This is a genomic window from Devosia sp. UYZn731 (assembly GCF_040546795.1).
Lineage (GTDB): Bacteria > Pseudomonadota > Alphaproteobacteria > Rhizobiales > Devosiaceae > Devosia.
Genome location: NZ_JBEPOL010000002.1, coordinates 53,398 through 73,666 on the forward strand (window position 1 = coordinate 53,398; position 20,269 = coordinate 73,666).

14 protein-coding genes and 1 pseudogene are annotated in these 20,269 nt (G+C 62.8%); 7 read left to right on the top strand and 8 right to left on the bottom strand.

All coding sequences use genetic code 11. The features are described from left to right. The first annotated feature begins 147 nt into the window (after positions 1 to 147). The gene (locus ABIB57_RS04715; protein ID WP_354038850.1) at positions 148 to 1,293 is read left to right on the top strand and encodes a pyridoxal phosphate-dependent aminotransferase; all 1,146 of its coding nucleotides are present in this window, start codon (positions 148 to 150) and stop codon (positions 1,291 to 1,293) included. A gap of 254 nt (positions 1,294 to 1,547) precedes the next feature. On the opposite strand, the gene ABIB57_RS04720 is transcribed toward ABIB57_RS04715, so the two are convergent. The 3 genes from ABIB57_RS04720 to ABIB57_RS04730 form a co-directional block, all read right to left on the bottom strand. After that, entirely contained in the window at positions 1,548 to 1,919 is a 372-nt protein-coding gene (locus ABIB57_RS04720; RefSeq protein ID WP_354038851.1) for a VOC family protein, read from the bottom strand. Between the two features lie 66 nt (positions 1,920 to 1,985). After that, complete coding sequence (locus ABIB57_RS04725; RefSeq protein WP_354038852.1) at positions 1,986 to 2,675, bottom strand: helix-turn-helix transcriptional regulator; 690 nt, start codon at positions 2,673 to 2,675, stop codon at positions 1,986 to 1,988. A gap of 78 nt (positions 2,676 to 2,753) precedes the next feature. Then, a complete protein-coding gene (locus ABIB57_RS04730) occupies positions 2,754 to 5,459 on the bottom strand; it encodes an Rne/Rng family ribonuclease (RefSeq protein ID WP_354038854.1) in 2,706 nt (901 codons plus the stop codon). A 610-nt stretch (positions 5,460 to 6,069) separates the two neighbouring features. Here ABIB57_RS04730 and ABIB57_RS04735 point away from each other — a divergent pair. The 3 genes and pseudogenes from ABIB57_RS04735 (at position 6,070) to ABIB57_RS04745 (ending at position 10,519) form a co-directional block, all read left to right on the top strand. After that, the gene (locus ABIB57_RS04735; RefSeq protein ID WP_354038855.1) at positions 6,070 to 7,305 is read left to right on the top strand and encodes an N-acetylmuramoyl-L-alanine amidase; all 1,236 of its coding nucleotides are present in this window, start codon (positions 6,070 to 6,072) and stop codon (positions 7,303 to 7,305) included. A gap of 175 nt (positions 7,306 to 7,480) precedes the next feature. Beyond that, positions 7,481 to 9,898, top strand: a pseudogene (locus ABIB57_RS04740) (penicillin-binding protein 1A); the annotation flags it as partial. Between the two features lie 120 nt (positions 9,899 to 10,018). After that, positions 10,019 to 10,519 carry a peptide deformylase gene (locus ABIB57_RS04745; RefSeq protein ID WP_354038856.1) on the top strand — a complete coding sequence of 167 codons (501 nt, stop codon included), beginning with the start codon at positions 10,019 to 10,021 and terminating at the stop codon, positions 10,517 to 10,519. Between the two features lie 21 nt (positions 10,520 to 10,540). Here ABIB57_RS04745 and ABIB57_RS04750 read toward each other — a convergent pair whose 3' ends face one another. After that, positions 10,541 to 11,083: a c-type cytochrome gene (locus ABIB57_RS04750; protein WP_354038858.1), complete on the bottom strand. Its 543-nt coding sequence runs from the start codon at positions 11,081 to 11,083 to the stop codon at positions 10,541 to 10,543. Positions 11,084 to 11,155: 72 nt separating this feature from the next. Here ABIB57_RS04750 and prfB point away from each other — a divergent pair. Then, a protein-coding gene (prfB, locus tag ABIB57_RS04755) for a peptide chain release factor 2 (protein ID WP_354038859.1) occupies positions 11,156 to 12,278 on the top strand; the annotation gives its coding sequence in 2 pieces (ribosomal slippage) (positions 11,156 to 11,224 and positions 11,226 to 12,278; 1,122 coding nt in all). A gap of 7 nt (positions 12,279 to 12,285) precedes the next feature. Beyond that, positions 12,286 to 12,756 carry a GNAT family N-acetyltransferase gene (locus ABIB57_RS04760; RefSeq protein WP_354038861.1) on the top strand — a complete coding sequence of 157 codons (471 nt, stop codon included), beginning with the start codon at positions 12,286 to 12,288 and terminating at the stop codon, positions 12,754 to 12,756. Here the strand turns inward: ABIB57_RS04760 and ABIB57_RS04765 are convergent. Together ABIB57_RS04765 and ABIB57_RS04770 are read right to left on the bottom strand one after the other, a co-directional pair. Then, on the bottom strand, positions 12,753 to 13,901 hold the full coding sequence (locus ABIB57_RS04765; protein ID WP_354038863.1) for a M23 family metallopeptidase: 1,149 nt from the start codon (positions 13,899 to 13,901) through the stop codon (positions 12,753 to 12,755). The two genes, ABIB57_RS04760 and ABIB57_RS04765, sit on opposite strands and share 4 nt — an antisense overlap. Before the next feature lie 71 nt (positions 13,902 to 13,972). Further along, the gene (locus tag ABIB57_RS04770) at positions 13,973 to 14,476 is read right to left on the bottom strand and encodes a peroxiredoxin (RefSeq protein WP_354038865.1); all 504 of its coding nucleotides are present in this window, start codon (positions 14,474 to 14,476) and stop codon (positions 13,973 to 13,975) included. A gap of 145 nt (positions 14,477 to 14,621) precedes the next feature. On the opposite strand from ABIB57_RS04770, the gene ABIB57_RS04775 reads away from it, so the two are divergent. Further along, complete coding sequence (locus ABIB57_RS04775) at positions 14,622 to 18,113, top strand: hypothetical protein (RefSeq protein WP_354038866.1); 3,492 nt, start codon at positions 14,622 to 14,624, stop codon at positions 18,111 to 18,113. A gap of 70 nt (positions 18,114 to 18,183) precedes the next feature. Here ABIB57_RS04775 and tyrS read toward each other — a convergent pair whose 3' ends face one another. Both tyrS and ABIB57_RS04785 read right to left on the bottom strand, forming a co-directional pair. Continuing rightward, positions 18,184 to 19,434, bottom strand: coding sequence for a tyrosine--tRNA ligase (gene tyrS, locus ABIB57_RS04780; RefSeq protein ID WP_354038867.1), 1,251 nt, complete (start codon positions 19,432 to 19,434; stop codon positions 18,184 to 18,186). Between the two features lie 157 nt (positions 19,435 to 19,591). Beyond that, a complete protein-coding gene (locus ABIB57_RS04785) occupies positions 19,592 to 20,254 on the bottom strand; it encodes an alpha/beta hydrolase (RefSeq protein ID WP_299726325.1) in 663 nt (220 codons plus the stop codon). Between the last annotated feature and the right edge of the window lie 15 nt (positions 20,255 to 20,269).

The window sequence follows — 20,269 nt, forward strand, 5'->3', positions numbered from 1 at the left end:
AGATGAGTCGATATGACCGCAATCTCTAGCAGCCTCGACGCCACAATAGCAGGCGGTGATGAAGAGCGGCTTCGTTCCGGTATCAATTGTAGTTGAGAGCAAAGACTGTTCGCAGTATGCCATGCATACGCAAAAGGAATCTATATCTTGGACGATGTACGCAATCATGGCCTAATGCCGTTCCATGCATTAGAAATTTTGAATCGCGCCAAGGCGCTCGAAGCCGGTGGCCGCGTGATCTGCCATCTGGAAGTGGGCGAGCCCGGCTCGCCGCCTGCGCCGCGCGTTATCGAGGCTGTCGCCAAGGCGCTGCCGCAGGCGCAGGGCTATACCAATGCCAAGGGCCTGATCCAACTGCGCGAGGCACTGGCCCGCTACTATTCGGACCAGCACGGCGTGATCGTCGACGCCGACACGATCCTGGCAACGATGGGGTCATCGGCGGGCTTCATTATCGCGTTCCATGCTGCTTTCCGGCCCGGTTCGCGGATCGCCATCACGAGGCCCGGCTACCCGGCCTATGTGAACACGCTGGTGGGGCTGGGCTTCGAGATCGCCGAAATCCCGCTCTCGGCGGCCACCGGCTGGCAACTGCGTGGGGCGGATATCGAGGCGGCATATAAGCTGCAGCCGTTCGCCGGGCTGCTGTTTGCGAGCCCGGCCAATCCGACCGGAGCCGCCGTCGACCGGGCGGGCATGCATGATATCATCGATACCTGCAAGCGACTGGGCGTGCAGCTCATTTCCGACGAAATCTATCACGGGCTGGATTATCGCGGCGCCTCGGTGAGCGCTCTTGAGTTGACCCGCGACGCCATCGTCATCAACAGTTTCTCCAAATATTACTGCATGACTGGCTGGCGCATCGGCTGGATGGTGATGCCCGAGCACCTGCTGCGTCGCGCCGAAATCCTGCAGCAGAACCTGTTCATCTCCGCCCCGACCCTGAGCCAGATCGCCGCCACGGCAGCGCTGGGCGAGCGCGATTATTCGGAGGAGCAGAAGGCCCACTACGCGGCCAACCGGACGCTGCTCTCCGAAGGGTTGCAATCCATCGGCTTCGACGTTGGACACCTCTCGGAAGGGGCGTTCTACGTCTATGCGGGGATTGCGCCATTCTCCAACGACTCAATGTCGTTCTGCCAGACGCTGCTGGAAGACGCCGGCGTCGCCACGGCGCCGGGGATCGATTTCGATCGCGCCGGCGGGAGGAGCTTTGTGCGGTTTTCGTATGCGGGGACACGGCGGACGATCGAGCTGGCGCTGGAGCGGATGGGGACGTTTTTGAAGTAGGGTTGGTCGCCGCTAGGTCCCAAATCTTAGCCATCCATCCATCCATCCGCCCACCATCGATCCATCCCCACCCACCGTCCTTCCCGCGGGCTTGACCCGCGGGCCTCTCGCCACTGGTGCCGTGTTGATAGTGGCCCGCGGATCAAGTCCGCGGGAAGGACGGTGGGTGGGGATGGGTAGGGGGATGGGCCCACATGTACTCTGCGGCTGGCCTGACCACTACTCTGCTGCTGGCCTGACTACGCCAGCGCCGTTCAGCGCGGCTGGTCGGCCAAAACGAACGGGCGCAGGCGGTGGCCGTCGAGGTCCTCGACCACGAAAGTAAAGCCGAAATCCATCTGGGTGGGCTCCTGCACCACCTTGGCGAGTGTCCTCCAGGCATCGTAGGTGGCGAGGACTGCATCCTTGCTTTCCTCGGTGAACGATATTTCCACGCCACCGGCGGCCTTTGGCGCGGGCTCGATCTCGTCCTTGATCCAGAGCCCGATCTTGACGCCATTAGGCAGCACATACAGCACGAATGTAGGTGAATTCTCCACCGGCTCGACGCCGAGCAATTTGGTATAGAGCTCGGCGCTTTTGGCCGGATTGGCGACGGCCAGCAGTAGGTAATTGAGAGTGCGCATGGTCTTGTCTCCTTGGTTGGTGCAAGGAGAATAGGCCAGGGGACTGTCAGTTTCCGGCAGTGGCTGTCAGGTCGGCGGAATGTTCTGGGCGGCGCGCCATTCCTTGAGCATCACGGCGCGGCGACGGGGATAGCGGCCATCCAGCGCCTGTATGCTGGTGATGTGATCGACGCGGAAATTGCGATAATCCTGCCGCAACTCGCACCAGCCGGCGACAATGCGGACGCGATCGAAAAAGCCGATCAGGAATGGCCAGATCACGCGCCTGGATGCCGAGCCGTCCAGCGCGCGATAGGTGATGGCCAGCTTCTGCTCACTGCGGATGGCGCTACGAATCTCGGCGGGATCGACGGGACCGCTGGTGTCGCGATTGCGCGCGACCAGCAGGTTGGTGGCCTCGGCGCGCTCGCGCAGTTCGGGCGGTAGCACGGCGGTGATCTTGCTCAGCGCCTGGCTGGCTGATTGGCTCAATCGGGTATCGCCATGACCAGCCGCCACCCACCGCGAGCCCAGCACGATGGCCTCGATCTCCTCAGTGGTGAACATCAGCGGCGGCAGCGTGAAGCCGGGATGCAGGATATAGCCCAGGCCCGGCTCGCCACGGATATCGGCTCCCTGCGCTTGTAGCGTGACGATATCGCGATAGAGGGTGCGGATGGAAATGCCCAGCTCCGCCGCGAGGTCCGGCCCCGTGACGGGCTGGGTGCGGTTGCGCAACAATTGCAGCAGATCGAGCAGGCGGGCGGTGCGGGACATGCGCCACGATAGCAGCGCTGGTCAGCAATAGAAAAGGCGGCCGCAGCCGCCCTTTCAATTCATGGCTATAAGTCGGGCTTAGCCGAGGCCAAGCCGGCGCTGCCACCAGCCGCCTTTTTTCTTCTTGTCGGGCTCAGCGGCTTCTTCTGCGGTCTCTGCCTTTGCCGGGCTGGAGGATACGACGACCCCCTCCGGCGGCAGTTCCTTGCGGGCGCGCTTCGGCTTTTCAGCTTCGACAACCGGAGCCGCGGCTTCGACCGCAACGGGGGCAGGCGCCTTAACCGGAGCCGGTGCCTCGGCGACTGGGGCCGTCACCGTTTCGGCGGCAGCAGCATCGCTGGCTTCAGCCTTGGCCTTGCGCGGAGCCCGCTTGCGCTTGGGCTTTTCGTCCTCGGCGGTAACGGCTTCCGTCGCTACGGCCTCGACCGGAGCGGTCTCCGCTGGGGCAGACTCGGCCGTCTCTTCAACCTTCTTGCGGCGCGAACGTTTTGGCTTTTCGGCGACTACCGGCTCAGCGGCGGCTTCGGGCGCATCTGCCACGATGGCGTCCTGGGCCAGCAGCACTTCGGCGACAGTCTCAGCCTGATCGGGGGCAAGACCGGTTTCGCCAGCCGGCGAGGGGGCCCGCTCAGCGCCATCCAGCTCATCGCGACGATTGCGACGGCCACCACGACGACCGCGACGGCGGCGCTTGCGCTCGCCCTCGGCTGCGGCGTCGGCCGCATCATCGGGCCGCGCGGAGTTTTCGTCCTCGTCGCCTTCTTCCTCGGACTCATCGCCCTCGGCTTCGGCCGGCGTGGCCTGGACTGACTGCGGCGGACGCTGCTGGGCCGGACGCGGGCCACCATTGTCATCACCACGTTCGCCACCACGACGGCGGCGGCGACGGCGACGGCGCGACGGCTCGCCGCCCTCTTCATCACCAGTCTCGGGCGTTGAAGTGACGTTGGAAGCAACGGGAGTATCGTCCTGCTCTTCCTCGTCTTCCTCCACATAGTCATCGTCTGCGCTGTCATCGATGACGGCGCTGTCGACGCGGACATGTTCGCTCACACGCTTGACGGTGTGGGAGATGACGCGGTCTTCGCCCTTTTCGATGGCGAACTGGTTGCCGGTCATCTTGCCATCGGCGGTGATGGTGATGGACAGCGTGTATTTGTCTTCGAGCGCAGTCAGGGTGTCGCGCTTGAAGTTGAGGATATAGAGCGCGACTTCCATCGGGATGCGCACGTTGATCGACTGGCCGGCGCGGCGCAGCACATGATCTTCGACATGGCGCATGACCATAAGGGCCAGTGACTCGACGGACCGCACCAGACCCGTGCCATCGCAGATCGGGCACTTGTGGGTCGAGCTTTCCACGACGCCAAAGCGAATGCGCTGGCGGCTCATTTCCATCAGGCCGAAATGCGAAATGCGGCCAACCTGGATGCGGGCGCGATCGTCCTTGAGGGCGTCCTTGAGGCGGCGCTCGACGGCGCGGTTGGAGCGGTTCTCGACCATATCGATGAAATCGATGACGATCAGGCCGGCGAGGTCACGCAGGCGCAACTGGCGCGCCACTTCATCGGACGCTTCCAGATTGGTCTGGAGCGCGGTGTCCTCGATATTGTGCTCCTTGGTGGAGCGGCCCGAGTTCACGTCGATCGACACCAGCGCTTCGGTCGGGTTGATGACGATATAGCCGCCCGAGGGCAGGGTGACCGTCGGCGAGAACATCGAGTCGAGCTGGGTTTCGATGCCGTACTTGGAGAACAGCGGCTGATCATCCTTGTAGAGCTGCACGTTCTTGGCGTGGCTCGGCATGATCATGCGCATGAAGTCCTTGGCTTCCTGGTAGGCGTCGTCGCCCGCCACGAAGACTTCGTCGATCTCCTTGTTGTAGAGATCGCGGATGGTCCGCTTGATCAGCGAGCCTTCCTCATAGACCAGGCACGGCGCCTGGCTCTTGAGGGTGAGCGAACGCACATTTTCCCAGAGGCGCATCAGGTATTCGAAATCGCGCTTCACTTCCGCCTTGGTGCGCGAGGCACCGGCGGTGCGCAGGATCACGCCCATGCCTTGCGGCACTTCCAGATCGCTGGTGATTTCCTTGAGGCGCTTGCGATCGGCCACATTGGTGATCTTGCGCGAAATGCCGCCGCCACGGGCGGTATTGGGCATGAGCACGGAATAGCGACCGGCGAGCGACAGATAAGTGGTCAGAGCCGCGCCCTTGTTGCCGCGCTCTTCCTTGACCACCTGCACCAGCATGACCTGGCGGCGCTTGATCACTTCCTGAATCTTGTAGTGACGGCGGTTCTGGCTCTGGCGGCGCCGCTCGGGAACTTCCTCCAGGGCATCGGCGCCACCAATTGATTCGACGGGCTCTGAATTGGCCGGCGCCTGCTCGATATGGCTGGCCCCTTCCATGTCCTGCGTGTCGGTTTCGGCGTCGGGCTCGGTTACGCCAGTCGGCAGCGAGATGTGCTCGTCTTCATCGTGGTGCTCGTCCTCGGCCTCTTCATCGCGCAGCAGGGCTTCGCGGTCGGCAACCGGGATCTGGTAATAGTCGGGGTGGATTTCGGAAAAGGCGAGGAAACCGTGGCGATTGCCGCCATATTCGACAAAAGCAGCCTGCAGCGACGGCTCTACGCGCGTGACCTTGGCGAGGTAGATATTGCCGCGCAACTGGCGGCGTTGGGCAGACTCGAAATCGAATTCTTCGAGCCGGTTACCCGCTGTGACGACAATCCGAGTCTCTTCCGGGTGGATGGCATCCACCAGCATTCTCTTGGTAGCCATAGAAATTTGCTCCGCGCGCTCGCGCGCCGACAAACGGATTCCGGGAGGCGGAGATCCGTGCAGTGGCGCTGTGCGAGGCGAATGGTTTGAGGGGGATGGCGCGCGAAACCATAACGGTGGGCGCGCCGGTATTAAGGGTCAAGGCCGGAAAATGCAGCGTGGCAAAACGGCAATCGGTATTCTCGATCGCGTCGCGTTTTGTCCGCCTGCGGGCCATATGACCTCTTCCAATTGGGCTGCAATTGCCTCTCACGCAGTGGCAGCCGTCCGGTTCACGAGGAACCGAAATTCTTGTTAGAGACGCAGGATTGCCGCTTCTGAACCGGATGGAGGGTTACTCTTCGACCCCGTCATCCGCCCACTTCCTGCCCCGATAAAGTGGCCTTCGCCGCTTAAATTGGTTTGGCAAGAAGCTTGCGCCTCATCCACTAGCGTGTAGGGGTGTTGCAACAGATTGGCAACAGGAAAGTCAAAATCGACTATCCTGTGCGGTTTCTACTGCCGGCGAATTGCGGGCTCATTAATTCTTGGCGTAACTGCGCCAACGCCGCAGATTCGCCGAATATCGATGCGACTGCGTCGCGTCTTACAGATAGGGATCGCGCGGCCCGTGTTCAACTTTCCTCGATTGACGGCGCTTGCCGTGATGGTGGCGCTGGTTCTGTCCGGCCCCGTCCGGGCCCAGGACGCCACCGTGCCCACGACCCTCCCCACCGTCATGGACGTGCGCGTATCGGCGACGCCCGAGCGGGCGCGGCTGGTGATCGACCTCGGCACCCAGACGCAGTTTTCGCTGACCTCGCTCAGCGGCCCGGACCGGCTGGCCATCGACGTGCGGGCAGGGGCGATCACGCTCACCGCTCCTGAAGGCACGCCATCGGGCACCGGCATCGTTTCGGGCTATGCGGTGCAGCAGATCGGCGCCGATCGGGTGCGCACCACGCTGACGCTGTCGTCGCCGGCGCAGGTGCAGCAGGCCTATGTGCTCGATCCGTTCGAGGACCAGCCCGCGCGGCTGGTGGTGGACATCATCCCGGCCACCCTCGAGCAGTTCGCCACAAATGTGAAGAACGACCTGACGGCGGCCTCCGGCATGGTTGCGCCCAAGGTTGCCGATGCCCCCACGCCCGCAGGCGGCTCGGAACTGCCGATTGCTACCAAGCCCTTGGTGGTCATCGATCCCGGCCATGGCGGCATCGACAGCGGGGCGGAAACCGCATCGGGCATCAAGGAAAAAGCCATCGTACTGGCCTTTGGCCTGCGGTTGCAGCAATTGCTGGTCGCGTCGGGCCGGTTCGATGTGGCGCTGACCCGCGAAGACGATAGCTACCTCAAGCTGGAGGACCGCGTGGCGCTGGCGCGGACGAACAAGGCCGACCTGTTCGTCTCGATTCATGCCGACAGCTTCCAGCAGCCCGAAATTCGCGGCGCCAGCGTCTATGTGCGCGACGAGAACGCCACCGACGTGCTCGACAAGGTGCTGGCCGATGGCGAGAACCGCTCGGACGTGGTCGCCGGCTACACCATGCCGCAAACTGCGCCGGAGGTTGTGGATATCCTGGTCGAGCTGATGCGGCGCGAAATGCGGGTGCAGTCCTATACGGCGGCGCAATCGATCGTGCACCAGTTGGAGCCCAGCGTCGAACTGCGTCGCTTCCCGGTGCGGCAGGCCGATTTCCTGGTGCTGCAGGCGCCGGACGTACCCTCGGTGCTGATCGAGCTGGGCTTTCTGTCCAATGCGCAAGACATGTCCAACCTGCTGGAATCAGGCTGGCAGGACCGCACCGCGGATGCAGTGGCACGCGGGATTTCGCTCTATTTCGACAGCCTCAAGCCGCAAGAGTGATTGTGGCAATAAAGTCACCGGCAGCGCCAAGGGACTTCATCCACGGCGCTGTGATCCACTTTTGCCTCCCGCTCTGCTATGATTCTCGTGATTTCGACACGGTGTTTGCGGCCGCTGCCGAGACGAATTCAGATGCTGCGCCAGCCGCGTGTGGGCACGCGGGAGAGATTGTCTAATGCTTCGTATTGTCGGCTGGCTGTTTGGCTTCGCAACGTTCATGGCCCTGGCCGCCTTGTGCGTCAGCGGCGTTTATCTTGCGACCGTGGCCGCCCAATTGCCCGATTATACCGTGCTCAAGGACTACCAGCCGCCCGTGACGACACGCGTCCACGCCGCCGATGGTACGCTGCTGGCCGAATATGCCCGCGAACGCCGGCTGTTCCAGCCCATTGAAACCGTGCCGCCGCTGCTGATCCACGCTTTCCTTTCTGCCGAGGACAAGGATTTCTACAGCCATGGCGGCATCGCGGTGGATGGCATTATTCGAGCGGTACGTGACAACGTGCTGGCCCGGGTGGACGGCAACGCGGCCGTGCAGGGCGGCGGCTCGACTATTACCCAGCAGGTCGCCAAGAACTTCCTGCTGTCGAGCGAGCAGACCTGGGATCGCAAGATCCAGGAAGCCATTCTGGCCGTCCGCATCGAATCCACGTTCTCCAAGGACAAGATTCTCGAGCTTTACCTGAACGAGATTTTCCTTGGCCTGAACTCCTATGGCGTGGCCGCAGCAGCGCTGAATTACTTCGACAAGGCGCTGTACCAATTGGACCTGGCGGAAGTCGCCTATATCGCCGCGCTACCCAAGGGGCCGAACAATTATCATCCGTTCCGTCGGCCCCAGGCTGCCATCGAGCGCCGCAATTGGGTGATCGATCGCATGGTGGAAAATGGCTATGCGACCGTCGCCGAGGCGGAACAAGCCAAGAGCGAGCCGCTCAATGTGGTGCCGCGTGCGTCCGGCAGTCAGAACTATTCGGCCGAATATTTCACCGAAGAAGTGCGCCGGGAACTGGCCAAGCTTTATGGCGAAGACCAGCTTTATGGCGGGGGCCTGTCGGTGCGTACCACGCTGGAGCCCAAGCTGCAGGAATACGCCCGCCAGGCGTTGCAGGACCAGTTGATCGCCTTCGACCACACCAAAGGCTTCCGCGAGCCGGTGGCCAGCATTGAGATCGGCGACGATTGGGGGCTGGATGTTGCCAAGATCAAGCCGCTGAGCGATGTGCCGGAGTGGCAATTGGCGGTCGTGCTTGAAATGAACGGCAACGAGGCCAAGATTGGCCTGCGCCCAGGCGACGATGTCGACGGCAAGAGCCTGTCGGATCGCACCGTGGGCACGCTGAATGGCGGCGACGTCAAATGGGTCTCCAAGTCGCTGTCGCAAATCCTCAAGGTCGGCGACGTGGTCTATGTCTCGCCGATCGAGGGCAGGGTTGGTAGCTACACGCTCCAGCAAGTGCCCGAGATCGAGGGAGCGCTGGTCGCCATGGACCCGCGCACCGGGCGCGTGTTGGCCATGGTGGGGGGCTTCTCCTTCGCCGAATCCGAGTTCAACCGCGCCACCCAGGCGCTGCGCCAGCCCGGCTCTTCGTTCAAGCCGATCGTCTATTCGGCGGCGCTCGACAATGGCTATACGCCCGCCTCGGTGGTGCTCGACGCACCGGTGGAAATCCGCAATAGCGACGGCAGCATCTGGCGGCCGGAAAACTATGCGCAGCAATTCTACGGTCCGCAGACCCTCCGGCGCGGCATCGAACTAAGCCGTAACGTCATGACCGTGCGGCTGGCCAAGGATATCGGCATGCCGCTGGTGGCCAAATACGCCAAGATGTTCGGCGTCTACGACAGCATGCAGCCGGTGCTCGCCATGGCGCTGGGCGCCGGTGAAACCACTGATATGCGCATGACCGCTGCCTATTCGACGATCGCCAATGGCGGGCGCAAGATCGTGCCGACGCTGATCGATCGCATCCAGGATCGCTATGGCGTGACGGTCTACAAGCACGACCAGCGCGTCTGCACCGGCTGCACCGCTACCAGTTGGGAAGGGCAGGGCGAGCCCACCATCACCGACACGCGCGAGCAGGTGCTCGACCCCATGACCGCCTACCAGATAACCTCGATGATGGAAGGCGTGGTGCAGCGCGGCACCGGCACCGGCGCGAAGTCGCTGAACCGCCCCGTCGCCGGCAAGACCGGCACCACCAATGACTACAAGGACGCCTGGTTCGTTGGCTTCACGCCCGAATTGGCCGTGGGCGTCTATATTGGTTACGACACGCCGCGTTCGATGGGCAGTTCCATCACCGGCGGCACCTATCCGGTGCGGGTGTTCACCGAATTCGTCGGCAACGCCCTCAAGGGCCAGCCAGCCACGCCCTTCAATGTGCCGCCCGGCATGACCGAGGACTGGATCAATTCCGCCTCGGGCGTGCAGGCGGTGGATGGCGACCATGCCGTGCTGGAGGCGTTCAAGCCGGGTACGGGGCCGAACCTGGCGACCTCGGTGATCGGCGTCGACGGCGGTGGCTACCTGGCGTCAACAAGCCCAGACGGCACCTTCCAGGACGGCGCATACTCTGACGGGTCTTACCCCGTGAGCAGTCCCGGCCCCCGCAGCAACAGCTATTCCGTCGGCAACAGCTATCCCGCCAATGGCGGACGTCCGGTGGACGCGGCCGACATGGTCAATGGCCGCGGCGGCTTCTAGGGCATGGCCGAATTCGTTCGCTATCCCGATCCGCGGCTGACGGTCAAGGCGGTCCCTCGCCCGATGGACGCCGCCTTGCGCGCCACGGCCGAGCGCCTGGTCGCAGCCGCCAGCGATGTGCAGGCCTATGGCCTGGCGGCCGCCCATATCGGAGAAATCGAGCCACTGGTGGTCATCAGCGTGGCTGCGGACACGGCACAGCGCGACTATCGGGTGCTGTTCAATCCGGAGATTGTCGGCACTGCCAATGCGGGGCAGGCAGGTCCCGAAGGCTCGGTATCGATGCCCGGCATCGAAGCGCCGATCGAGCGGCCGATCTGGGTGGATGTCGCCTATGACACCGTTGACGGTGGGCGCGTTGTCACGCGGTTCGAAGGCTTTGTGGCCCGCTGTGCGCTGCACGAAATCGAGCAGATGAACGGCATTTTCTTCCTTGGCCGGCTCTCGCGGCTCAAGCGTGATACCGCGATCCGCAAGTTCCAGAAGCTCGGCCGCACCCAGTAGGCACGGCCAAGCCGTGTGCCACTATGGAGCCGGCATGGTCGGCGGCGCAAAGACAAGGAACGGGCTCTTTGGCGCCGTGCCGGGTGGCACATATTCTGGCGCCGGATCGCCCGGTTCGCCGAGCGAGACGATATACTGGTGCAGCGACCGCATTTCGGACTCGTCCAGCGCGTGCACGTTGAACCAGGGCATAGGCGGGCGCGCTTCGAACGTCGTCAAAAATTTCACAAAGTCATCTTCGCTGTATTTGGCAGCGATGATGCGCAAATTGGGGGCAAAAGTGGTGCCCCAAGGCCCTTGGTAGCCCACCGGGTTGCCTTTAAGCGCAGTGGCTGGATCGATTACGCCGCCAGTTTCGCCATAACCGACAGTGTGGCAATCGTGGCAGCCACCGATCACCGCAACCCGGGCCCCCTTGGCAACCGAGACTACACTGTCGTCAGCGAAAGCAAGACTTGCGGTCAGCCCAAGAACAGCAACAACAATAGTGCGTAACATTTCCCTCTCCGTCCTCAACTCGGTGACTTCAAAGTGTCCCGCTGGCGAGGATCTGGCAATACGCATTCCGATCCACCCAAAGGTTGATACCGCCACTCTCCTCGTCTACATGAGGGCCAGCACGAAGGACCTATTGCTATGCGGATGGAAATCGAAAAGACCGTGGCCGAAATCCAGCAGGTGTTGACCCTGCTGAGGAGGCATCTTTGACTGGGATACAGCCCAGCTACGCCTCGACGCGCTGAACGCGCAGACTGAATCACCGGACTTCTGGAACGATGCCGAGAAGGCCCGCGCCGCCATGCGCGAGCGCGACGAACTCGATATGGCCGTCAAGGCTGTGCGCAGCTTCGAGACCGGCATCGACGACAATCTCGAACTGATTGAACTGGGCGAGGCAGACGGCGACGCCGAAATCGTCAAGGCCGCCGAGGACGCGCTGTTTGAACTGCGCGACCAGGCGCGCAGCCAGCAGATCGAAACGCTGCTCTCGGGCGAAGTCGACGCCAATGACTGCTATGTCGAAATCCATTCCGGCGCCGGCGGCACTGAAAGCCAGGACTGGGCCAATATGCTGCTGCGCATGTATACGCGCTGGGCGGAACGGCGGAAGATGAAGGTCGAAGTGCTCGAAATGCATGACGGCGAAGAAGCCGGCATCAAATCGGCCACCATCAAGGTTTCGGGCCACAACGCCTATGGCTGGCTCAAGACCGAAAGCGGCGTGCATCGCCTGGTTCGCATCAGCCCTTACGATTCGGCCGCACGGCGTCACACCAGCTTCTCCAGCTGCTGGGTCTATCCGGTGGTCGACGATTCCATCGACATCGAAATCCGTGATGCCGACCTCAAGGTCGATACCTATCGCGCCTCCGGCGCCGGCGGGCAGCACGTCAACACGACCGACTCCGCCATCCGCATTACCCACGTGCCCTCGGGCATCATCGTGGCGTGCCAGCAGGAGCGCAGCCAGCACAAGAACCGTGCCACGGCCATGGCCATGCTGAAATCGCGCCTCTACGAGGCCGAATTGCAGAAGCGCGAAGAGGCGGCCAATGCCCAGGCGGCCAGCAAGACCGATATCGGCTGGGGTCACCAGATCCGCTCCTACGTGTTGCAGCCCTACCAGATGGTCAAAGACCTGCGCACCGGCATCGAAAGCAGCCAGCCGGCCGCGGTGCTGGACGGCGATGTCGACCAGTTCATGCAGGCGGCGCTCGCCCAGCGCGTTGGCGTGGCGACGGACGTGGTCAGCGAGTAACTGGCCTATGCTGGTTGAGGCTACCGACGACCATTTCGCGGCGCTCATCACGGGCGCCGCGCCACCTGGTTTTCAGGTCCCCGATGGCGGCGTCGAAGCGCTGGCGGTCCTGCACATGTTGCAGGGCCTGGCCCAGAGGGTGCGGCAGGAAATCAGCCCGGCCAGTTGGCTGATCGTTGCCGATGGCGAAATCGTCGGTCTTTGCTCGATCACCAAGGCCTTCCCAACGCCCGGAACTGTAGAGATCGGCTACGGGCTGGCCCAGACGCGTCGCGGGCGTGGGCACGCGGCGGCGGCTGTCGCCGAACTGTTGGATTGGGCGCGATCCGAGAAGCGCATCGCCGCGGTTGCCGCCGACACCGCCGTGGACAACCTGCCGTCGCAGCGTGTTCTTGAGAGAAACGGCTTCATTCGCGTGGGCGGACGGATCGACGCCGAAGACGGGCCACTGATCTGCTGGCGACGAGAGGTCGCTTAACCCAGCAAAGCCGACAGGCGCTTGCCGGCCTTGAGGAAATTGGCCGGATCGATCGCAGCGTCGTTGCGGCGCACTTCGAAGTGCAGGTGCGGGCCCGTCGAGCGGCCGGTGGAGCCGACCTTGGCGATTGGCGTACCGGTGTGGACGACCTGGCCAACTTCGGACAGGAACCCCGACAGGTGCCCATAGCGCGTCACCAGTCCATTGGCGTGAGTGACTTCCACCGCGTTGCCATAGCCGGACATGGTGCCGACAAAGGTCACGGTGCCGTCGGCGGCGGCGGAGACGATCGAGCCGCTGGGGGCAGCGAAATCCAGCCCGGCATGGAAGGCACGGCCGCCGCTGAACGGGTCGGTCCGGTTGCCGAAGCTCGAACTCTGGCGGTACTGGCCGGTCAGGGGCATATGCACCGGGGCCGAGGCAATGCTGTCACGCGCCGCTTTGTAGCGCACCAGCGCGGACATGACCGCATTGGCATCCTCCACCATCGGGGAGTCGGGCTCGCCAGCCTGGGGCGGCAGCAGCGGGCCGCCCACGCCTTCATCGTCATCGGGCAATGCTACGTTGATGCCGATGCCCGACAGTTCGGAGACGATGCCTTGCGTGCGCTGGGTGGCGGCGTCGGCGATGGCGGTCATGGCGGTCTGGGTTTCACCCATCATCCGGTCCAGCGCTTTCGCGGTGGCGTCGATATCGGGATTGCCGCTCGGCGCAACCGGACCGGCATCGGCCAGATCGCCACTCGGCTTCTCGGCGGGCAGTGTGGCCGTATCGATGCCGAGCTCACCGGCCTTGTCGACCAGCACCTGCACCAGTTGGTGCTGTTCGGTCAGCACTTCCTGCTGCTGCGACAGCTCCTGCAATTGCAGGTTGATATCGCCGGTCTGGGCAAAACTGCGCGAATGCAGCCGGTCCACCTCGACCCGCAATTGCGCGACGCGGTCCTCATAGGCCTCGACGACCTGTTCGGTCTGACCGTTGTAGAGCCGCGAAATATCGGGGGCGAGCAGGAATGCCGTTGCCGTCAGCGCATTGCCGGTCAGCAGGACCGCGAACATGCTGTAAAACAGGGCAGGGCGGATGCCGGCGGACTTGGGCGGCTTGGCGGGGGCGGCGCCGCGGGCAAAACTGGGATGATGACGCACGCAACACACTCCGCGAGACCACAACTATGGTCAGCAAAGTATGAGCAAGTGTGGTTAACAAAGCGCCAATCCTAAGCCTTTTTGCCTTTCGTGGCAGGTTTTGGCGCATCCATAGCGTCCAGCGCCTCGAGCATCTTCTGGGCGTGTCCTATGATGCGCGTGGCGCGGATCGTACGGGCAATGCGGCCATCGGCATCGATGATGAACGAGGTGCGGATCAAGCCCATGAATTCGCGACCATAGAGCTTCTTGAGCTGCCAGAGCCCAAAGGCTTCGATGGCCAGACGATCCGGGTCCGCGGCGAGAGGAACGACGAGCCCGTATTTGGCGCGAAACTTGCGATGCGACTCCAGGTCATTGGGCGAAATGCCGACCAGCAGTGCGCCCCGCTGAGCAAACTGCGCACTGAGCGCCGAGAATTCCTGGTTCTCGTTTACGCAACCGCCAGAATCGTCTTCGGGATAGAAATATAGGACCAGTCTATGGCCACGATGACCTGAGAGTGTGAAACTAGTCCCGTCGTCCAATGGGAGGCTGAAATCGGGAGCGAAGTCACCTTCCTGTGCGATACTCATGCAATTGTCCCCTCACAAACAGCACCCGCGTGAAATCGGGGTGTCGGTGCCATATTCCAGCCGGTATCATTGGGCAAGAGACCGCGCTGTGCGGTTGATTCTCGGGTTGCCAGGAGATGCCGGCCATCGCCCGATCTGGAAGCAAGTGAGCGCGTCAACCACTCCCGCAGCAACGCAGACTCCACCTTCTGCGCAGCGCAAGCGGCCGCCAGCGCGCCATGCCGCCAAAATACTGGTCTGGGCGCTTGGCATTCCAGCCACCCTCCTGATCCTGATTTACATAACACTGCTGTTCACCCCCATCAGGCTACCCTTTGGCAGCGATGCCGCGCAAGCCGTCGCCCAATCGGCAATGCCCCCCACCAGCAAGCTTCAACTGGGCGAAATGGCACTGGCCCTGGAAGGTGGCGTTTGGCCGGTGATCCACTTCTCGCCCGTGGTGCTGACCGACACCAAGACCGGCGCCAGGGTGGAAATGGCGGCGCTGGAAATCGGGTTTTCACCGGTGCGCGCGCTGTTCGGCCAGCCCGGCGCCACCGTTACCATCGTCAAGCCACACATTCAGATCGTGCAGGACCTGTTCGGGCCGCGCGTCACCAGTTTCGAGATGGTCGACGATCCCAAGGGCGGGCCGCCGACGGTGCGGGTGATGGAGGGGCAGGACACCTTCCCCTCGGTTGGCATCTCCTCGACCGGCATCGATTTGCGCGGCCAGGGCGGGGAAGCCTCCTCGATGGCCCTGCGCTCGGACAATGACTGGCTGATCTATAACCTCGAGTCCAGCGAGCAGGGCATTAGCGAAATCGTCGCCCAGGCCGCCCAGGGCCGCTTTTCCAAGCTGGTGATCCGTGACGGCACCGTTGACATGAACGATGCGGTCTACGGGCTGTTCCGGCGCTTCGAGAAGATCAATCTCGAAATCGCGCCATCGGTCGACGGGCGCAGCACCGGCGGTACTTTCTCCGCCACGCTGGGCGGCAAGACCATGGCCGGCAGCTTGTCGCGCACCGTGGACGATGCCGGCGGGGCGCGCCTTGAGGCCGATATCACCAATATCGATTTTGCCTCCTTCCTGCCCTTCATCGATGATGCGCAGAGCATGGCGGCCATCCGCGGCGCCGGGGCACTCTCCATCGACGTGACGTTCGCGCCCAAGACCGGCAAGCTGGTGGATGGCGCCTTCAAGGTGGACATGACCGGGCTCGACCTGCGCCTGCAGGACAGCTATTTCCCGATCGCCACCTCGATCATGGACATCTCCTGGTCACCAACTGAGGGGCAGTTCAAGCTGGCCGATGCGGCCCTGCAGATCGGACAGAGCTCGGCCCGTATTTCCGGCATCTTCGCCATGGGGCTTGACCCCAATTTCGGCCCGACCATTGGCATGTCGATTACCATGCACGACGTCGTCATCCATCCCAATGACATGGCCGCACCTGCCAAGCCCTTCGACACGGTAGAGTTTTCCGGCTGGTCGGCGCCGCTGTACGGCGCCCTCGGCATCGACCGCTTGCTGGCCACCAAGGGAGCAGGCCACGTCGAAAGCACCGGCCGCATCGACATGTTGCAGGCTGGGCTGGGCCTCGACATGACCATTGCGGGCGGAGGCGTCAGCGCCGATGACCTCAAGCGCTTGTGGCCTTATCTGATGGGGGGAGAAAGCCGCGACTGGTTCGTCGCCAACGTCAACGATGGCACGGTCAAGGATGCGACCCTGAAGTTCAAGTTTCCGGTTGGCACCATGGCGATGGGCGGCGAGGAAAAGCCGATCCCAAAAGACTCCATGACGATCGACCTGGTCGGCACCGGCGTCATGGTCAAGCCGACGGCTGAAATGGCGCCGATCGCCATCGATGGCGATACCAAGCTGCAGGTGCGCGACAGTGACGTGACCATTTCAGCCGGCGGTGGCGCCGTCGATACCGGGAACGGTATCCTGGCCGTGACCAATCCGGCCCTTGTCATGGACAATTCAGACGCTGCCCAAAGCATCGCTGAGATTTCGGGCGACCTGAGTGGCCCGATCCCCGCGCTGCTGGCTCTGGCGAAAAGCCAACAGGCGGACGCCGTCGCGAACCTTAAGGTGCCGCTCGATCTGGCCTCACTCACCGGCTCGGTTGCGGTCGGGCTGGTCGCCACCGTCAAGCTGCCCAATGCCAAGAGCGGCCGGAAACTGGGCTTTGACTATGTGCTCAATGGCGCGGTGAAGGATTTCGCCAGCAGCCAGCCGATCCAGGACCACAAGATCGGCGATGGGCAACTCTCGTTCAGCGCCTCGCAGGATGGCTATCGCGTCGCGGGGACGGCCAATATCGACGGCATGGCTGCCGATGTGGAAATCGCCGGGACGCCCGCTACGACACCCGTTTTCCGGCTCGGCTCGACTATCGACGCCAAGGACTTGGCGGCAATGGGGTTCGACGCCTCAGAATTCCTGAGCGGAAAACTGCGCTTCGTCGCCGAGCCCAAGGCCGACGGGTCGATCCAGATGGCAATCGACCTCAAGGACGCCGGGCTGACGATCAAGGACATCGGCATTACCAAGGCCGCCGGAGTGGCGGGGAGCCTCGTCGCGACGATCCGGCAGAAGGACAAGCTCACCGAGCTCAGCGACATCGACCTCGCCTTCGGCACGGTGCATCTGGCTGGCGGGCTGAAATTCGATGCCGATAAAGGTTTGCAATCGGCCGAGTTCACTCAGTTCGGCCTCAGTGAAGGCGACAGCGCCCAGCTCAAGCTGGCGCCGGTCGATGGCGGTTATGCAATCAATCTGACTGGCACACAGCTCGACCTCAAGCCGATGCTGAAACGCTTTTTCGGCTTGGGTGAAGGCTCCGGCGGTGTGCAGACGCAGTTCAAGCAGACGCTGGCGCTCAACATCCATCTGGATCGCGCCCTGGGGTACTACGCCACCACGGCCTTCAATCTGGCACTCGACATGACTTTGCACGGCACCGACATGCGCAGGGCCAACATGACCGCACAGTTTGGCGACAACAACGCCGTGTCGGTGACCACTAATCCGGCGCCGGACGGGCGAACGCTCACCGTAGCCTTCAGCGACGCCGGCACTATCCTGCGCCTGCTCGGCGTCTATTCCCAACTGGCCGGTGGTGATGGCAGCCTGGTGCTGACCACCAATACCGAGCAGAAGGCCGAGGTCGGGCAGTTACAGTTACGCAATTTTTCCATTGTCGACGAGGCCAATGTCGCAGAAATCCTCGGCAATCACGCCGACTCCCGCGCTGTCATTGCCAAGCAGAACCGGCTAGATTTTGACGGCGGCGTCGTCACCTTCGTGCGCCGTTCCGACCGCGTCGAAGTCACCGACGCCATCCTCAGCGGCGCGACCGTCGGCGGCACCATGCGCGGCTTCGTCTATACCGATAAACGCCAATACGACCTGACCGGCACCTACGTGCCGCTGTTCGGGCTCAACAGCGCCTTCCAGAAAATTCCCCTGTTCGGCCCCTTGCTCGGCGGGCGGAACGGCGAAGGCCTGTTTGGCGTGACCTTTGCGGTGAAGGGCCCGCTCGACAAACCCGAATTCAAGATCAACCCGCTATCGGCACTGGTGCCGGGCGCGTTCCGCGAGCTGTTCGAGTTCCGGGCCAAGGAACAACCCCGGGTTGAATAGCCGAAGCTGAAAAAGGCGCGGGGATGAATCACCGCGCCTTCTGCATCGGCCAGACTGGTCGAGACTAGGACTAAACCGGCTTGATCAGCGCGTGGCGCTTCTTGCCGATGGAGAGTTTGACCACGCCTTCGGGCAGTAGCGCGTTATCGCCTAGACTGAGCTTGTCGTCGTCGATCAGGGCGTCGTTAACGCGGACGGCGCCGGATTGGACGTGGCGGCGGGCTTCGCCGTTCGATCCTGCCAAGCCTGCCAGCACCAGCGCGGCGAGGATGCCGATGCCATTGCTCAGGTCGGCATGGCTGAGCGTCGCGGTTGGCAGCGACAGGTCCAGCGATCCGGTTTCGAAGGTGGCTGCCGCTGTGGATGCGGCTTGAATGGCAGCGTCTCGGCCATGCACGATTGCCGTGACCTCGGTCGCCAGCACCTTTTTGGCCTCGTTCAACTCCGAGCCACCCAGGGCCGCTAGCCTGGCGATTTCGGACAATGGCAGGCGTGTAAAGACCTTGAGGAACCGCTCCACATCGGCGTCCTCGGTGTTGCGGAAATATTGCCAGAAATCATAGGGGCTGAAGAGATCGCCATTGAGCCAGACGGCGCCGGAGGCTGACTTGCCCATCTTCTCGCCGCTTGATTTGGTCAGCAGCGGCGTGGTCAGCGCGTAGAGCTGCGGGCCACCCATGCGGTGGCTCAGATCGACGCCGTTGATGATATTGCCCCACTGGTCGGAGCCGCCCATCTGCAGCACCGTGCCATAGCGGCGGTTGAGCTCGACGAAGTCGTAGCCCTGCATGATCATGTAGTTGAATTCGAGAAAGCTTAGAGACTGGTCGCGGTCCAGCCGCAGCTTGACCGAGTCGAAGCCCAGCATGCGATTGACCGAGAAGTGCCGGCCCACGTCGCGCAGGAATTCGACATAGTTGAGCTTGAGCAGCCAATCGGCATTGTTGACCATGATGGCCGGGTTGGAGCCGCCATAGTTCAGGATGTTGGCGTAAACCTTCTGGATGGAGTCGATATTGGTCTGGATCTGCTCGACGGTCAGGAGCTTGCGCTGGTCATCGCGGAACGAGGGATCGCCCACCATCGAGGTGCCACCGCCCATCAGGCTGATCGCCTTGTGGCCGGTTTCCTGCAGCCAGTAGAGCATGGTCACGGTGATCAGGTTGCCGATGTGGATCGACGTCGCCGTCGCGTCATAGCCGACATAGCCGGTGATCGGCCCGGCCAGCGCCTTGGCGTCGAGCCCCTCCGGATCGGAAATCTGGTGGATGAAGCCGCGCTCATCGAGCACGCGGAGAAAGTCGGATTTGTACTTGGTCATAGGGTGCGATCCCGTACTGAATTTATCTCCGGTGTCATTCCCGCGCAGGCGGGAATCCATTCTTCCAGACCGAATCTAAGATCGTCGGAATGGTTTCCCGCTTGCGCGGGAATGACGCCGTGGGTTGCTTACGATGATCGCGGTTTGCGCCCTCGAACTAGCGCCCGCCGCCGGCGGCGATCTCTGCCCGGCGGCGGTCGAGATATTCGGCCGAGCGGTCGGTGAGATCGTCGATCTTGCCCTCAAAGAAGTGGTTGGCTCCCTCAACGACTTGCTGCTCGATATTGATGCCCTTTTGCAGCTTGAGCTTGTCGACCAGCTTTTGCACCGCCGATGGCGGGGCCACGCGGTCCTTGTCGCCATGGATGATCAGGCCCGAGGACGGGCAGGGGGCGAGGAAGGAGAAATCGTAGAGGTTTTCAGGCGGCGCGACGGAAATGAAGCCTTCGACTTCCGGCCGGCGCATCAGAAGCTGCATGCCGATCCAGGCACCGAACGAGAAGCCGGCGATCCAGCAGCCGCGGCTTTCGCGGTTGATGGTCTGCAGCCAATCGAGCGCCGAGGCGGCGTCGCTGAGCTCACCGATGCCATGGTCGAACAGCCCCTGGCTGCGTCCAACACCGCGTGAATTGAAGCGCAGCACGGCAAAGCCGCGCTCGGCGAACATGTAAAAGAGGTTGTAAACGATCTGGTTGTTCATCGTCCCGCCGAATTGCGGGTGGGGATGAAGCACGATGGCGATCGGAGCGTTGGGCTCCTTGCCGGGCTGGTAACGGCCTTCCAGACGCCCCTCGGGGCCATTGAAAATCACTTCTGGCATGGGTCTACTTTTCCG

What these genes read in the sequence shown, in the direction of transcription:
- ABIB57_RS04725 (WP_354038852.1), bottom strand. Translation starts at nt 2,675, where the DNA reads ATGTCCCGCACCGCCCGCCTGCTCGATCTGCTGCAATTGTTGCGCAAC.
- ABIB57_RS04750 (WP_354038858.1), bottom strand. Translation starts at nt 11,083, where the DNA reads ATGCGTATTGCCAGATCCTCGCCAGCGGGACACTTTGAAGTCACCGAG.
- tyrS (WP_354038867.1), bottom strand. Translation starts at nt 19,434, where the DNA reads ATGACCAAGTACAAATCCGACTTTCTCCGCGTGCTCGATGAGCGCGGC.
- ABIB57_RS04720 (WP_354038851.1), bottom strand. Translation starts at nt 1,919, where the DNA reads ATGCGCACTCTCAATTACCTACTGCTGGCCGTCGCCAATCCGGCCAAA.
- ABIB57_RS04785 (WP_299726325.1), bottom strand. Translation starts at nt 20,254, where the DNA reads ATGCCAGAAGTGATTTTCAATGGCCCCGAGGGGCGTCTGGAAGGCCGT.
- ABIB57_RS04745 (WP_354038856.1), top strand. Translation starts at nt 10,019, where the DNA reads ATGGCCGAATTCGTTCGCTATCCCGATCCGCGGCTGACGGTCAAGGCG.
- ABIB57_RS04770 (WP_354038865.1), bottom strand. Translation starts at nt 14,476, where the DNA reads ATGAGTATCGCACAGGAAGGTGACTTCGCTCCCGATTTCAGCCTCCCA.
- ABIB57_RS04730 (WP_354038854.1), bottom strand. Translation starts at nt 5,459, where the DNA reads ATGGCTACCAAGAGAATGCTGGTGGATGCCATCCACCCGGAAGAGACT.
- ABIB57_RS04760 (WP_354038861.1), top strand. Translation starts at nt 12,286, where the DNA reads ATGCTGGTTGAGGCTACCGACGACCATTTCGCGGCGCTCATCACGGGC.